The organism is Sphaerisporangium sp. NPDC004334 (assembly GCF_053602655.1).
This window is the reverse complement of sequence record NZ_JBSGDZ010000032.1, coordinates 60,797-74,233: the sequence shown is the minus strand read 5'-3', so window position 1 is coordinate 74,233 and position 13,437 is coordinate 60,797. Positions and strand designations below refer to the sequence as shown.

The 13,437-nt window shown below is 72.2% G+C and carries 15 protein-coding genes; 8 read left to right on the top strand and 7 right to left on the bottom strand.

All coding sequences use genetic code 11. From position 1 onward, the window contains the following. Nucleotides 1-162: 162 nt before the first annotated feature. Nucleotides 163-876: a ferritin-like fold-containing protein gene (locus tag ACWEN6_RS33580; RefSeq protein WP_452575910.1), complete on the top strand. Its 714-nt coding sequence runs from the start codon at nt 163-165 to the stop codon at nt 874-876. A gap of 356 nt (nt 877-1,232) precedes the next feature. Here ACWEN6_RS33580 and ACWEN6_RS33575 read toward each other — a convergent pair whose 3' ends face one another. The 4 genes from ACWEN6_RS33575 to ligD all read right to left on the bottom strand — a co-directional run bounded on the left by ACWEN6_RS33575 (nt 1,233) and on the right by ligD (nt 3,548). Next, the gene (locus ACWEN6_RS33575; RefSeq protein ID WP_354840466.1) at nt 1,233-1,463 is read right to left on the bottom strand and encodes a DUF3107 domain-containing protein; all 231 of its coding nucleotides are present in this window, start codon (nt 1,461-1,463) and stop codon (nt 1,233-1,235) included. 138 nt (nt 1,464-1,601) lie between these two features. Beyond that, complete coding sequence (locus tag ACWEN6_RS33570; RefSeq protein WP_214412694.1) at nt 1,602-2,222, bottom strand: TetR/AcrR family transcriptional regulator; 621 nt, start codon at nt 2,220-2,222, stop codon at nt 1,602-1,604. Between the two features lie 111 nt (nt 2,223-2,333). Next, nucleotides 2,334-2,567: a hypothetical protein gene (locus tag ACWEN6_RS33565; protein WP_452575908.1), complete on the bottom strand. Its 234-nt coding sequence runs from the start codon at nt 2,565-2,567 to the stop codon at nt 2,334-2,336. A gap of 63 nt (nt 2,568-2,630) precedes the next feature. Continuing rightward, on the bottom strand, nt 2,631-3,548 hold the full coding sequence (gene ligD, locus ACWEN6_RS33560; RefSeq protein WP_452575906.1) for a non-homologous end-joining DNA ligase: 918 nt from the start codon (nt 3,546-3,548) through the stop codon (nt 2,631-2,633). A gap of 168 nt (nt 3,549-3,716) precedes the next feature. Here ligD and ku point away from each other — a divergent pair, with 168 nt between their 5' ends. Further along, nucleotides 3,717-4,634, top strand: coding sequence for a non-homologous end joining protein Ku (ku, locus tag ACWEN6_RS33555; protein ID WP_452575904.1), 918 nt, complete (start codon nt 3,717-3,719; stop codon nt 4,632-4,634). 246 nt (nt 4,635-4,880) lie between these two features. Here the strand turns inward: ku and ACWEN6_RS33550 are convergent, their stop codons facing one another. Then, on the bottom strand, nt 4,881-5,414 hold the full coding sequence (locus tag ACWEN6_RS33550; protein WP_452575903.1) for a hypothetical protein: 534 nt from the start codon (nt 5,412-5,414) through the stop codon (nt 4,881-4,883). A gap of 327 nt (nt 5,415-5,741) precedes the next feature. Here ACWEN6_RS33550 and ACWEN6_RS33545 point away from each other — a divergent pair, with 327 nt between their 5' ends. Then, nucleotides 5,742-6,653, top strand: coding sequence for an alpha/beta fold hydrolase (locus tag ACWEN6_RS33545; protein WP_452575901.1), 912 nt, complete (start codon nt 5,742-5,744; stop codon nt 6,651-6,653). A 166-nt stretch (nt 6,654-6,819) separates the two neighbouring features. Next, nucleotides 6,820-7,998 carry an adenylyltransferase/sulfurtransferase MoeZ gene (gene moeZ / locus ACWEN6_RS33540; protein WP_452575899.1) on the top strand — a complete coding sequence of 393 codons (1,179 nt, stop codon included), beginning with the start codon at nt 6,820-6,822 and terminating at the stop codon, nt 7,996-7,998. A 93-nt stretch (nt 7,999-8,091) separates the two neighbouring features. On the opposite strand, the gene ACWEN6_RS33535 is transcribed toward moeZ, so the two are convergent. Both ACWEN6_RS33535 and ACWEN6_RS33530 read right to left on the bottom strand, forming a co-directional pair. Then, the gene (locus tag ACWEN6_RS33535) at nt 8,092-8,397 is read right to left on the bottom strand and encodes a winged helix-turn-helix domain-containing protein (RefSeq protein ID WP_452575897.1); all 306 of its coding nucleotides are present in this window, start codon (nt 8,395-8,397) and stop codon (nt 8,092-8,094) included. Beyond that, a complete protein-coding gene (locus ACWEN6_RS33530; protein WP_452575895.1) occupies nt 8,397-9,011 on the bottom strand; it encodes a hypothetical protein in 615 nt (204 codons plus the stop codon). The genes ACWEN6_RS33535 and ACWEN6_RS33530 overlap by 1 nt, the downstream gene beginning before the upstream one ends. A 125-nt stretch (nt 9,012-9,136) precedes the next feature. On the opposite strand from ACWEN6_RS33530, the gene ACWEN6_RS33525 reads away from it, so the two are divergent. From ACWEN6_RS33525 to ACWEN6_RS33510, 4 genes are all read left to right on the top strand, one after another. Next, entirely contained in the window at nt 9,137-9,856 is a 720-nt protein-coding gene (locus ACWEN6_RS33525) for a hypothetical protein (protein WP_452575893.1), read from the top strand. Nucleotides 9,857-9,993: 137 nt separating this feature from the next. After that, nucleotides 9,994-11,292 (top strand): S8 family serine peptidase, encoded by a 1,299-nt coding sequence (locus ACWEN6_RS33520; protein WP_452575891.1) that lies wholly within the window; start codon nt 9,994-9,996, stop codon nt 11,290-11,292. A 136-nt stretch (nt 11,293-11,428) separates the two neighbouring features. Continuing rightward, nucleotides 11,429-12,226: a hypothetical protein gene (locus ACWEN6_RS33515; RefSeq protein ID WP_452575889.1), complete on the top strand. Its 798-nt coding sequence runs from the start codon at nt 11,429-11,431 to the stop codon at nt 12,224-12,226. Next, nucleotides 12,220-13,398 (top strand): S8 family serine peptidase, encoded by a 1,179-nt coding sequence (locus ACWEN6_RS33510; protein WP_452575887.1) that lies wholly within the window; start codon nt 12,220-12,222, stop codon nt 13,396-13,398. The genes ACWEN6_RS33515 and ACWEN6_RS33510 overlap by 7 nt, the downstream gene beginning before the upstream one ends. The last annotated feature ends 39 nt before the right edge of the window (nt 13,399-13,437 follow it).

The following is a 13,437-nucleotide window of genomic DNA, read 5'->3' as shown; positions in this document are numbered from 1 at the left end:
CGATTTCTTGGTGTTCGACATCGCGAACGGCCGTGTCTTCAGGGGTTTCTCCCGCCTCGAGGCCATCTCCTGCCCCCCAGAACGGGCTCCGCGGACAAGGTTCGCAGCCGGGGTGCACGGGCGGGGGCCCACGGGCCGGGGCGGGACTCGTACCCTGCATCCATGAGTGATTCCCCTGCCGGTGTGGTCGATCTGCTCGGCGTCCTCGCCTACGCCGAGCTGACCGCGTTCCTCAGGCTCGCCGAGGACGCCGCCACTCTCGCCCCCACGCTGACCGACCGCGCCGAGCTCAGCGATCTCGCCGCCGCCGAATACGCCAACTTCCGGCTCCTGCGCGACCGGCTGTCCACGCTCGGCGTGGACCCCGAGGGAGCCATGGCGCCGTTCGTGGCGGCGCTGGACGACTGGCACGCGCAGACCAGGCCGGGCGACTGGCTGGAGGCGCTGGTGAAGGCGTACGTCGGCACCGGCATCGCGGCCGACTTCTACCGCGAGGCCGCCCGGCACGTGGACAAGGAGACCCGCGAGATCGTCGACGAGGCGCTGGCGGAGGAGGTTCGCTCGCAGTTCGTGGTGGAGCGGGTGCGCGCGGCCCTGGCGGACAACCCCAAGCTGGGCGGCAGGCTCGCGCTGTGGGCGCGGCGCATGGTCGGCGAGGCGCTCAGCCAGGCCCACCGGGTGGCGGCGGCGCGCCCCGACCTGGCCCTGCTGCTGGTCTCGGCCATCGCGCAGGCCCAGGACGACGCCGCCTCCGAGGCCGCCGGCGCACAGGCCGAGGCGGCCACCGACCTGGTGGAGATCGGGCGGTTGTTCGCCCGGCTCACCGAGGAGCACGGCCGGCGCATGTCGGCACTCGGCCTCGTCCCGGGGCCCTGAACGCGGAGTTTCGGACTTCTGGCGGAACAGGTGCCGTGATCGAGGGGCGCGAATGCCCCGAGCGGTTGTAGCGTGCGAACATGAGGGCCTCGCGCCGCTACGGCAGTTTCCTGATGAGATGTGGACCGAACCGCTGGACATCCCGGCCGGTGTTGCGAAGGGGGAGCGCCGGCTGCCCGGCGGTCAGTCACAAGCGGGACGAGGTGCGGCCCGCACGCCGTCCCTGTGGTTGCTCGCTCCAGTCGCGAGAGGAGTGCGCGGGCGTGTAGAGCCCGCGACGGTCGTCGCCGGGGGCCTCAGCGCGGGCCCCCGCTTCACCGCCCGCGCCCCGGGGGACGCGCCCCCGAAGCGGACGGTCAGACGGTGCCGCCGAACCCGACAGGACGCGTCTCGTCGCCGCCGATCTCGACGAAGCCGAGCGCGGACACCGGGACGACGATGCGCTTGCCCTTCACGTCGGTGAGGGAGAAGACCCCTCGATCGGCCGCCAGGGCGTTGCGCAGCTCCTGCTCCACGTCTTCGACGGACATCTCGGTCTCGACGATGATCTCTCGGTGCACGGAGCGCACGCCTATCTTGACTTCCATCGGGCTGCCTTTCGACGTCGGCGGGGAAGATGTGCTGGTGCCATCGTTACTCTTCGGCGGGTGGGCGACCGGCGTTGATCGCGTCAAGCGAACAGCCGGAGGCCGTTGATCGCCGCAGGCGAACAGCGGTACAAGGGCTCAGGTGGTGCGGGGGAAGCCGCCGATGCCCCGCCAGGCGAGGCGGGCCATGAGCTGCGTCGCGACGTCCTTGGGGATGGAGCCGTGGCTGGCGAGCCAGTAGCGGGCGCTCACCTCGGCCATGCCGACCAGGCCGACGCCGAGCAGGTGGGCCTCGTCGCTGGAGCAGCCGGTGTCCTCCTGGATCACCTGGCTGATCATCTCGGCGCTCTCGCGCAGCGAGCGCTCCATGCGCTGGCGCACCGGCGCGACGTTGCGCAGGTCGGACTCGAAGACCAGGCGGAAGGCCTCACCCTGGCTGGAGACGAAGTCGAAGAACGCCCCGATGGCGGCCTGGACGCGCTGCTTGTTGTCGGTCGTGGAGGCCAGCGCCTCGCGGCAGCGGTTGGCCATGTCGTCGACGTGCAGGTCGAGCAGGGCCAGGTAGAGCTCGAGCTTGCCCGGGAAGTGCTGGTAGAGCACCGGCTTGCTGACGCCGGCCCGCTCGGCGATCTCGTCCATCGCGGCCGCGTGGTAGCCGTTCTCCACGAAGACCTCCTGCGCCGCGTTCAGCAACTGGCGGCGACGGGCCATCCGGGGCAGCCGGGTGCCCCGGGGCTTGGCGTCCGGGGTAGCGGTCACGGGTCTCTCCTTGAGGACGGTTCACCCGCCGCGCGGCCGCTGGCAGCGCGGCGGTCGGTGCTGATCATGGTTCCGGTGCGAGGTTGACATCCTACGCGCGGGTAATCGGGATCAGCGATAGTCGTCGTCGTCCAGGTCCACGACGCGCTCCTGGTCGGCGGCGTCGGCCGGGTCGGCGTCGTAGGGGATCTCGAGCGGCCACTCGCGCCGTTCGCCGCGAATGATGAGGTGCTGCTCGATGGCGTCGGCCTCGGGGACCTCGGTCCGCAGTTCCTCGGCGACCTCGTCGAGGGGCTCCAGCGCGTCCAGCGGGACCTCGCGGCCGCTCAGGTCCATCTCCGACATCTTCCGTCCCTCCGTAGGCGGTGAGCGCTCGGTTCGCGCGCTCCATACCCCGATGCGTCCAGACTACGGCCCTTCCCCGGCCTGACTTCGCTCCGGCGGCGTCATGAGGTCGCCGAGTCGTGCGACGCGGTCGAGGACGTCCTCGGCGGTGAAGACCAGGTCGCCCGGACGGGCGCAGCCGGCGACCTCCTCCCAGGTGATCGGCGTGGAGGCGGTGGGGACGGGGTTGGCGCGCAGCGAGTAAGGGGTGACGGTGGTCTTGGCCGGGTTGTTCTGGCTCCAGTCGATGAAGACCTTGCCGGGGCGGAGCTTCCTGGCCATCTGGCTGACGATCTCCTCCGGGCTCTCCTTCTCCAGCCGCTGGGCGAGGGCCTTGGCGTACCCGGACGGGTCGTCCTCGCGGCCGGTCCACGGCACGTACACCTGCATGCCCTTGTTGCCGCTGGTCTTGGGGCACCCCGTGAGGCCGTCCTCGGCCAGCGCCTCGCGCAGCCGCAGCGCGACCCGGCAGCACTCGACGATCGTCGCGGGGGCGCCCGGGTCCAGGTCGAAGACCATGGTGTCCGGCGGCAGCGCGCGGCCCTCCTCGTCCACCCGCCACATGGGGGTGTGGAACTCCAGCGCGGCGAGGCCGGCGAAGTAGACCAGCGTGGGCAGGTCGTCGACGATCGCGTACTCGATGGTGTCGCGGTCCTTGGTGCTGCCCGGGGCGGGCAGGCGGGCCGTGCGCACCCACGCCGGCGTGTGCGCGGGGCGGTTCTTCTCGAAGAAGAACTGGCCGTCCACGCCGCCGGGGTAGCGCTTGACGGTGAGCGGGCGCCCGCTGAGGTGGGCGAGCATCGCGGGCGCGACCCGGCTGTAGTAGTCGATCACCTCTGCCTTGGTGAACCCCGCCTCGGGATACAGCACTTTGCCCAGGTTCGTCAGGGTCAGTTCCCGTTGATCGACCTTGACCCGGACCTTGTCCGCCACACGCACCACTTCCCCTGAGGTTTCTTTTCCCGTGCTCTCGTCCATCACCGTTCGAGCAGATAGTGGCTTGACCGGATACGGCATTCCACACTGGGTATCTGCCCATTTGGATACTGCTTTGCGCCCTTGCCGCTAGCGAACATGAGTTCGATAGCGGGGCTGAGGTGAGGAGAGGTCATGCGTAGCATCTGGAAGGGTGCCATCTCGTTCGGTCTTGTCACGATTCCCGTGAAGCTGTACTCGGCCACCGAGCAGAAGGACGTGTCGTTCCACCAGGTGCACCGCGAGGACGCCGGCCGCATCCGGTACAAGCGGGTGTGTTCGGTGGACGGCGAGGAGGTCCCGTACTCCGAGATCGCCAAGGGCTACGAACTGGCCGGCGGCGAGATCGTGGTGCTCACCGACGAGGACTTCGCCGACCTGCCGCTCAGCACCTCGCGCCGCATCGACGTGCTGCAGTTCACCCCGGCCGAGCAGCTCGACCCGATCTTGTTCAACAAGTCGTACTACCTGGAGCCCGAGTCCGCGGGCGTGAAGCCGTACGTCCTGCTGCGGGACGCCCTCGAACGGACGGGGCAGGTGGCGATCGTGAAGGTCGCGCTGCGCCAGCGCGAGTCGCTGGCCGCCCTGCGCATCCGCGAGGGGGTGTTCGTGCTGGAGACGATGCTCTGGCCCGACGAGGTCCGCGAGCCCGGCTTCGAGTTCGTGGACGAGGACGTCGAGGTCCGGCCGCAGGAGCTGCAGATGGCCGAGTCGCTGATCGAGACCATGGCCGGGGAGTTCGACCCCACCGAGTACCACGACGCCTACCGCGAGGCGCTCCAGCAGGTCATCGAGGCCAAGGTCGCGGGCAAGGAGCTCGTGCGGCCTGAGGCGGCCGAGCAGGCCGGCCCGGCGGTGGACCTGATGGCCGCGCTGCGCGCCAGCGTCGACGCGGCCAAGCGCGAGCGCGAGGGCGCGCGTGAGAAGGCCCCGGCGGACAAGAGGAAGCCGGCCGCGAAGGCCGCCGCCGGCCAGGCTGAGGAGAAATCGGAAAAGGCGGAGAAGGACACCAAGAAGCAGGCGCCGAAGCGCCGCGCCCGCAAGTCCGCCTGACGGCCGCCGTTTCCGCCGTGCGTCATCCACGGCGGGGACGCCGGGCACCGGGCAGGGGAGTGCCGGGACATTTCCCGAAATGGACGGAATCAACCCTGAATGGTGGCGTCGTCGAAACGCCTGCGGTCACCGAGCGCGGGGAAGGCCCCGGAGCGGAAATCGCTCCGGGGCCTTCCATTAGGTGCTAAGCGGCCTGTCGTGCCTCCGGGTGGGCTCGCCACCCGGAGGGCCGCCTAGGATCTTCGATCAACGGTCGCCGTGGTCGTCGTGCTTGTTGCCGTGGTGCTTGTGGCCGTGCCAGTGGTGCTCGGGCTTCCAGTGACGGCGGTCGTCGCGGAACCAGTTGTTGTGCCCGCCGCCGTGGCTGTTGTGGCCGATGATGGCGCGGAAGAAGCGCGCCTCGACGACCTTGAAGTAGCAGTTGCGGTGGCCGCCCCCGTGGCTGTGGTGGTGACGACGGTGCTTGCTGAAGCCCTTGCCGCCGCCCCAGTCGCCGTCGCCGTCGTCGTCCCCGTGGCCGCCCCAGCCGCCGTGGCCGCCGTGGTGACCTCCGTGGCCGCCCCCGTGGTGGCACTGGCCGCCGCCGAAGCCGCCGCCGCCGCCGAAGCCGCCGTCGAAGCCGCCGAAGCCGCCGCCGAAGTCGTCGCCCCAGCCGAAGTTGGTGGTGACGGCCGCGGACGCGGACGCGCTCGTGGCCGTGGTCGCGCCGAGGCCGACGACACCACCGGTGAGTGCAGCGGTGACGGTCAGCATGGCGGCGTATTTCTTGACGTCGGGCATTGCGTTTTCCCCCTTGACGCATCGGGTTGCCCAGCGGATGCATTTACTGGATTAGGAAGTAAATGCCGGATGACTCGTTATGAGTCTTCCCACATGTCTAGTTTTCCGGGCGACCCATACGACAAACGGTGATCGCTGCCTTTTGGCAGCTACTTAACCTGCCCTTATATCTTTCAGATCGTTATTTCCCGATTTGTCCGATATTTCCCGCGATCTTGTATCCTCTCCCCCCACCCCTCAGGACCCCAGCCCCGGCCCGCAGGGGCCCCGGCAGTCCTGGACGGGGGTTATCGTCGAAACCGAGGGTGAACGCGAGGGGGAAAGACGGTGGACGAACCGATACCGCACTGGCCAGGAGAGCTGCTCGACCTCGGCGATTTGGCCGTCTATGTGCGCTCGACGCCCGAGGGGCCGCCCGAGAAGGCCGTGTTCGTGCACGGGCTGGCGGGTTCGGCCACCAACTGGACCGACCTGATGGGCGAGCTGCGGGACGAGGTCAGGGGTTACGCCCTCGACCTGCCCGGAGCGGGCTACTCGCCCGAGCATCCCGGGGGCGACTACTCCGTGGCGGCGCACGCCGCGGCGGTGACGTCGCTGATCGAGAGGCTCGGCGGCCCGGTCCACCTGCTAGGCAACTCCATGGGCGGCGCCGTCTCGGTGCGGGTCGCGGCCACCCGGCCCGACCTGGTGCGCACGCTCACCCTCGTCTCACCCGCGCTGCCCGACCTGCTGCCCCGCTACGGTCCCGCCCGCGTCGCGATGTCGGCCACCCCGCGCATCGGCGAATGGGCGATGACCCGGCTGCGGGCGCTGCCGGCCGAACGGCGCATCCGCGCGACCATGGAGATGTGCTACGCCGACACCGGCCGGGTGCACCCCGACCGGCTGGAGGACGCCGTGGCCGAACTGCGCCGCCGCGACGAGCTGCCCTACGCCGGACCGGCCCTGGTCGGCTCCGCCCGCGCCCTGGTCGGCGAGTACTTCCGCCGGGGCGAGGAGAACCTGTGGCGGCTGGCCGGGCAGGTCACGGCGCCCACGCTGGTCGTCCACGGCCGGCACGACCGCCTCGTGCACCCCCGGATGGCCGCGCGCGCGGGCCGCACGTTCCCCGACGTGCGCCTGGTGCTGCTGCCGCACGCGGCGCACGTCGCACAGATGGAGTGCCCCGGGCTCGTGGCCCGCCACGTGCGCCTCCTGCTGCAGGACGGCGCCCGCCGTCCGCTGGCGAGGACGGGGTGAAATATCCGCAGAAAGCCCAGATGTCGAGGGATACGACCTTCGTCGGATAAGATCGCCGATTCGGGAATGCGGGGGCGACCGGGTTAGGTTGTGACAGACGGCGGGGCGCGTAGCCTGACGGGCGAGCCGCCAATTCGTGAATCCCCTGAAACGGGAGCGTAGAACTGTGTCGTTGCCACCGCTGGTAGAGCCGGCCGACGAGCTGACCGTTGACGAGGTGCGCCGCTACTCTCGCCACCTGATCATCCCCGACGTCGGGATGGCCGGGCAGAAGCGGCTGAAGAACGCCAAGGTGCTGTGTGTGGGCGCCGGCGGCCTCGGTTCCCCGGCCCTGATGTACCTCGCCGCGGCCGGTATCGGCACGCTCGGCGTCGTCGACTTCGATGTCGTTGATGAGTCAAACCTTCAGCGGCAGATCATCCACGGCCAGTCGGACGTCGGCCGGCTGAAGGCCGAGAGCGCCGCGGCGAGCGTGCGCGAGATCAACCCCCTGGTCAACGTCGTCATCCACAACGTCGCCCTCACGACCGACAACGTGATGGACATCTTCGCCGCCTACGACCTCATCGTGGACGGCACCGACAACTTCGCCACCCGCTACATGGTCAACGACGCGGCCGTGTTGCTGGGCAAGCCCTACATCTGGGGCTCGATCTACCGCTTCGACGGCCAGGCGAGCGTCTTCTGGGCCGAGTACGGGCCCTGCTACCGCTGCCTGTACCCCGAGCCGCCCCCTCCCGGCATGGTCCCCTCGTGCGCCGAGGGCGGCGTCCTCGGCGTCCTTTGCGCCTCCATCGGCTCCATCCAGGTCAACGAGGCCATCAAGGTGCTGACCGGCATCGGCGAGCCGCTGGTCGGCCGTCTGATGATCTACGACGCGCTGGAGATGAAGTACCGGGACGTCAAGGTCCGCAAGGACCCCGAGTGCCCGCTGTGCGGCAAGAACCCGACGATCACCGAGCTGATCGACTACGAGGCGTTCTGCGGCACGATCTCCGACGAGGCGGCGCAGGCCGCGACGGGCTCGACGATCACCGCCCAGGAGCTCAAGGACATGATGGACCGCGGCGACGACATCTTCGTCGTGGACGTCCGCGAGCAGAACGAGTACGAGATCGTCAACATCCCCGGCGCCGTGCTGATCCCCAAGGGCGAGTTCCTGCGGGGCACGGCCCTTGAGCGGCTGCCGCAGGACAGGAAGATCGTCCTGCACTGCAAGTCGGGCGCCCGCTCCGCCGAGGCGCTGGCGGTGGTCAAGAGCGCCGGCTTCTCCGACGCCGTCCACGTGGGCGGCGGCGTGCTGAGCTGGGTCAAGACGGTGGACCCCTCGCTGCCCACCTACTGACGCGACCTCGAACGCGACCCGCCCTCCCTAGCGGAGGGCGGGTCGCGTCATTTCAGCATTTGGGCGTTTTCAGGATGAGGCCGGGTCCGGGGGTCATCCGTCGGTGAGGGAGAGGCCGGAGCGGGCGACGATGTCGCGGAGGGCGGCGACGTGGGAGGTGTAGGCCCGGCGGCCCTCCGGGGTGAGCCTGAGCCAGGTGCGGGGACGCTTGCCGACGTGGCCCTTGCGGATCGCCACGTACCCGGCCGACTCCAGCGCGGCGGCGTGCTTGGACATCACCGAGTCGCTGACCTCGACCTCGTCGCGGACGAACGCGAACTCGGCCTCCTCCACCGCCGCGAGCAGCGACACGACGCGCAGCCGCACGGGGGCGTGGATCACCGGGTCCAGTTCGGCCATCAGCCGGCCTCGACGGCGGCCGCGATGCGCCGGCTGATCCACCGGCCGACGAGCGGGGCGGTGACCGCCATGAACGCCGTCATCGCCAGGCCGGCGTAGGTGCGGGCGTAGGGCACCCCGCCCCCGGACAGGAGCAGGGCGACCGCCAGGCACAGGCCGACGCAGACCGCCACCCAGGCGATGTACGTGACCAGCACCGAGGCGGTGACCAGGCTCCGGTAGAGTCGCTGCCGCTCGAAGAGCACCAGCGCGCCCACCGACCCCGCGAGCGCGAGCGTCAGGACGACGATGCCCGTCGCGGTCGCCGCGCCCGGGGTGCCGGGTTCGGTGAGGAACTGCATGCCGGTGACGAACAGGGCGACGCCGATCGGGTACCAGGCGGGGAACCATGGCCGGGCCCTGATCATCCGGGCCTGCGACTCGCGGATCTCGCGCAGGGTGCGCGCGGCCTCCTCGGGCGAGATGCCCGACGCGGGCTCCCAAGGGGTGTGCGCGGCGTCCTGTGGGGTGGTGTGCGACGCGGGCTCGAGAACAGTGTGCGCGGCGTCCTGTGGGGTGGTGTGGGCGGGGTCGCGGGGGGTGACGCGGGGGGCGTCTTCGGGCGTGGCGTCCATGTCGGCTCCTCACTTTCCACTTAGGAAAGTACTTTCCACTTTCCATAGCGTCAAGTACTTTCCAATGGGGTTTATGCGGATGGAACGCCGGATGTCCGCTTGTCCGGGGCGTTAAGGTCGGGCAGGTGAGTGTCCTGCGTACGTGGCCGTCCCTGGTGGTGGCGTCAGCGCTCACTCTGGTCTGCGCGGTGGCCGCCGCCGTGTCCGCCGGAGCCGCGGGGACCGAGTTGACCCGCGGCCCGAGCGCCACCGAGGTCCATCGGGCGTCGGCCGAGGAGACCGCGCGCCGCTGGCAGGTGTGGCCCGCGGGCAGGATCTTCCCCGCGGCCCTGCCGTACGTCGCCGAGCAGGGCGGGCAGGAGTACGCCCGCAGGGTCGGCATCTCCTCCCGCACCGACTGCTCGGCCGCGGTGGACGCCGCGCTCCGCGCGGCGCTGAAGGCCGCCCGCTGCCGGGCCGTGCTCCGGGCGACCTACCTGGACGCCCTCCAGGGCGTGGTCGTGACCGTGGGCGTCGCCGCCTTCCCCGACCAGGACTCCGCGCTCAGGGCCCGCGCCGCGTTCCCGCCGGGCGGCGTGCCCTCGCCCGGGCTGCGCGCCCTAGCCTTCCCGCAGACCGTCGCCGACCGCTTCACGGCCGCCGCCCGCCAGGCGTCCTCGCTGGCGCAGGCGGGCCCGTACCTGGTGGTCACCACGGCGGGCCAGGTCGACGGCAGGCCGGCCCGGTCGGTCGGGCACCAGCGCTCCACGATCTTCGCCTTCGCCTCCGACCTGGCCGAGCGCGTGCTGACCGCGCTTTCCACCCCGGCGCGGCCCGACTGCGCCGGCAAGGACTGGCAGTGCTGACCACGACGCCCGTCCGCGCCGGGCGGTCGCGAGGAGCGGCGCGAGAGCCGGTGCGAGGAGCGGCGCGAGGGCCTTCGCGAGAACCGTCGCGAGGATCGGCGTGGCGACCGCGCGCGACGCTGCTCCTCGCCGGGGCCGTGATCCTGGCCTTGGCCGTGCTCGCGCCCGCGTTCGTCCTGGGCGCCGCGCCCGCCCGCGCCGACCAGGTGCGCGGCAGCCAGCGGCAGGTGCTGCGCACCCTGGACGTGGCGCACGCCTGGCGGCTGACCCGGGGGGCCGGCGTCCTGGTCGCGGTCCTGGACTCGGGGGTCGACCCCCGGCACCACGACCTGGTGGGCTCGGTGGTCACCGGTCCCGACCTCACCCGGGGCGCCAACCCGCGCGGCACCCCGCCCCGCCGCCTGCACGGCACGTACATGGCCTCGCTGATCGCCGGGCACGGGCACGGGCCGGGACGCTCCGACGGGGTGATCGGGGTGGCGCCCGCCGCCCGCGTGCTGTCGGTCCGGGTGATCCTGGAGGACGACGAGCCGGGCTTCCACGCCTTCAACTCTCAGGCGCGGTTCGAAAACGTCGTCGCGCGCGGCATCCGGTACGCCGTCGACAAGGGCGCGCGGGTCATCAACATGTCGATCTCCAAGGACCGGCCCACCCGGCAGGAGCGGGCGGCCATCCGGTACGCGGTCTCCAAGGGTGTGGTGCTGGTGGCCGCCGCGGGCAACGACGGCGCGGGCCGCCGCGACGGGCCGTACTCCTACCCGGCGTCGCTGCCCGGGGTGATCTCCGTCGGCGCCGCCGACCACGGGCTGCACAAGGCGTCGTTCTCCAACCGCAACTCGCTGGTGCAGGTGGCGGCGCCCGGCGTCGACGTCTTCGGGGCCGGGCCCGGCGACCAATACTGGGTCGGGCGGGGCACCTCGCAGGCCACGGCGCTGGTGTCCGGCGTCGCCGCGCTGATCAAGGCCGAGTATCCGCGGATGTCCCCGGCGCTGGTCGCCCAGGCGCTCACCACCGGGGTCACGCGCAGGCCCGCCCGCGGGTACGACCCGGGCGTGGGCTTCGGCGTCGTGAACGCCGCCCGCGCGCTCGCCGAGGCGGCGAGGCTGGCGCGTCACCGCCACACCGCCGCGGGGCCCGGTGCCCAGGACGCCGACCTGCCCATGTCCGCCGGGCTCGGCGCCGGGCCCGCGCCGCTGCCGCCGGTGCGTGTGGTGCGCCGCGACACGGGCATGATCACTCTGTACGGCGGGATCGCCCTGGCCGCGACCGCGGGCACGGGGGTGAGCCTGGCGGCGGTGGTGGTGCTCCTGCGGCGCGGCGGGCGCGGCAGGCGGGCGAGGGCCGCCAGAGGCGCGAGGCGGACACCAGGCAATGTGAGGGAGGCGAGGGGGCCGGTGGCGGCGGGCGCCGACGTAGCATCGAAGTATGTCGCCTGAGGAGCCACGGGCGCGGCCGGTGACGCCCTGGCCCGCGCGTGCCGGTGGCGCGCGCGGCGCGCCTCGGCTCCCCGCGGGCGGCCTCCGCTCGCGCTCGGGGCCCTTCCGGTCCGAGGCCGGCCCGGCCGGCGGAGGAGTGCGGTCGTGGAGCGGCTCGCGTGCCCGCGCGGCGGGCCTGCGGGCGGCGCGAGACCGCGAGGAGCTCGAGCGCGGCATCCGGTTCCGCTCCCTGTTCTTGTTGATCATGGGCACGATCCTGGCCATCGCCGCGATCAACGTGCTGCTCGGCTCGGTCGGGGTGCTGCAGGAGACGCGTTCCCGGCCGCTGACGGTCGCGGAGCGCGCCCGCTACGCCGAGCAGGACGTCGCGCGGCGCTGGCAGGCGTGGCGGGCCGACGCCGTCTTCCCGGCCCAGGTCGAGTACCTCGGGCTCTCCCGGGTCCGCCAGTTCGCCCGCCGCGTGGGCATCGCTCCCGAGGCGCGGTGCCCCTCCGTGGTCGACGCCCCCGTCGCCTCGGTGCTGCGCCAGCACGGCTGCCGCACCATGCTGCGCGCGACCTACGTCGACCAGACCTCGACCTTCGTGGTGACCGTGGGGGTGGCCGTGCTGGCCGATGAGGAGAACCGGGTGGACACCGCCGCCGACCTTCCCGTGGACGACCGCGTCGGCGTCCGGCCGGTGGCCTTCCCCGGCACGGCCACCGACCGGTTCGGGGCCGCGCAGCGCCAGCGCACCGGCTGGACCGGCGCGGGCCCGTACATCGTCTTCTCCACCGCCGGGTACGCCGACGGCCGCACCCGCGCCGCCGTGCCGCCCGAGGAGATCACCCACAGCGAGCTGTGGCCGACGGCCCAGTCGATCGCCGGGCACATCGCCCGCGGTCTCGCCGCGCCTCCCGACATCCCCCGGTGCACCCAGGGGAACGTGTGTTGAGGGCGGCCGGCGCGCTCGGCGCGGCGCTCGCGCTCGCCGGGCTGCTCGCCGGGCCGGCGGCGGGGCAGGACGTGCGCGACCGGCAGCGGTGGGTGCTCGACGCGATCAACGCCGAGCAGGCGTGGAAGACCAGCCGCGGCGCGGGCGTGACCGTGGCCGTGATCGACAGCATCGTCGATGTCAAGACCCCGGTCCTGAAGGACAAGGTCACCGTCGCGCCCGACATGCGGTCGAGCATCTTCGACGACGAGACCATCTCCTCCGGCCCGCACGGCACCGCGATGGCCTCGCTCATCGCGGGTTCGGGGCGCGACGGCGGGCTCATCGGCGTGGCGCCCGAGGCGCGCATCCTGTCGGTCCCGGTGATCGACGAGAGGGAGCCCGAGGACAACCTGGTCGCGCCCGACGACGGCCTCGGGCTGCCGGCCGAGAGCCCGCTGTCGCGGGCGGTGCGGTACGCCACCGACCACGGGGTCCAGGTCATCAGCATGTCGCTGGGCGAGTACGCCGCCCAGCGCGCCGACCGCGAGGCGGTCGCGTACGCGCTGGCGCGCGGGGTGGTGCTGGTGGCGGCCGTGGGCAACGACGGCGACACGCAGGCGGCGCAGAAGCGCGGCACCTCCTTCTGGAGCTTCCCGGCGGGCTACGCCGGGGTGATCGGCGTCGGCGCCGTCGACCGCCGCGGCCGGCCGGCCGCGTTCAGCAGCGACAACCTGTCGGTGCTGGTCGGCGCGCCCGGCGTCGGCGTGCCGGCGGCGGTCCCGGGCGGCGGCTACGTGGAGGTGGAGGGGAGCAGCGCCTCCACGGCCCTGGTGGCCGGGGTGGCCGCCCTGATCAAGGCGAGATATCCGAGCCTCACCCCCGACCTGGTCTCCCGGGCGGTCTCCTCCTCCACCAAGAGGGGGCCACGCGACGGCTATGACGACAAGGCCGGGTTCGGCGTCGTCGACGCCGCCGCCGCGCTCGCCCGCGCGGGCGAGCTCGTCGGCTACCGCGGCTCGGTGGCGGTGCGCAAGGGCCTGCACTTCGGCGGCGGCACGACCGCCCCGGCCCCCACTCCGCCGGGGGCCGACCCCGTGCGGCTGTGGGTCTACGGCGCCGGCATCCTGCTCGGCCTGGTCGGGTTCGGCGGAGCCGTCGTCGTGCTCACCCGGCGGGCCGAACGGCAATGATCACATGCGGGCCGCGAACAGGGCGCTGTTCGGCGGAGG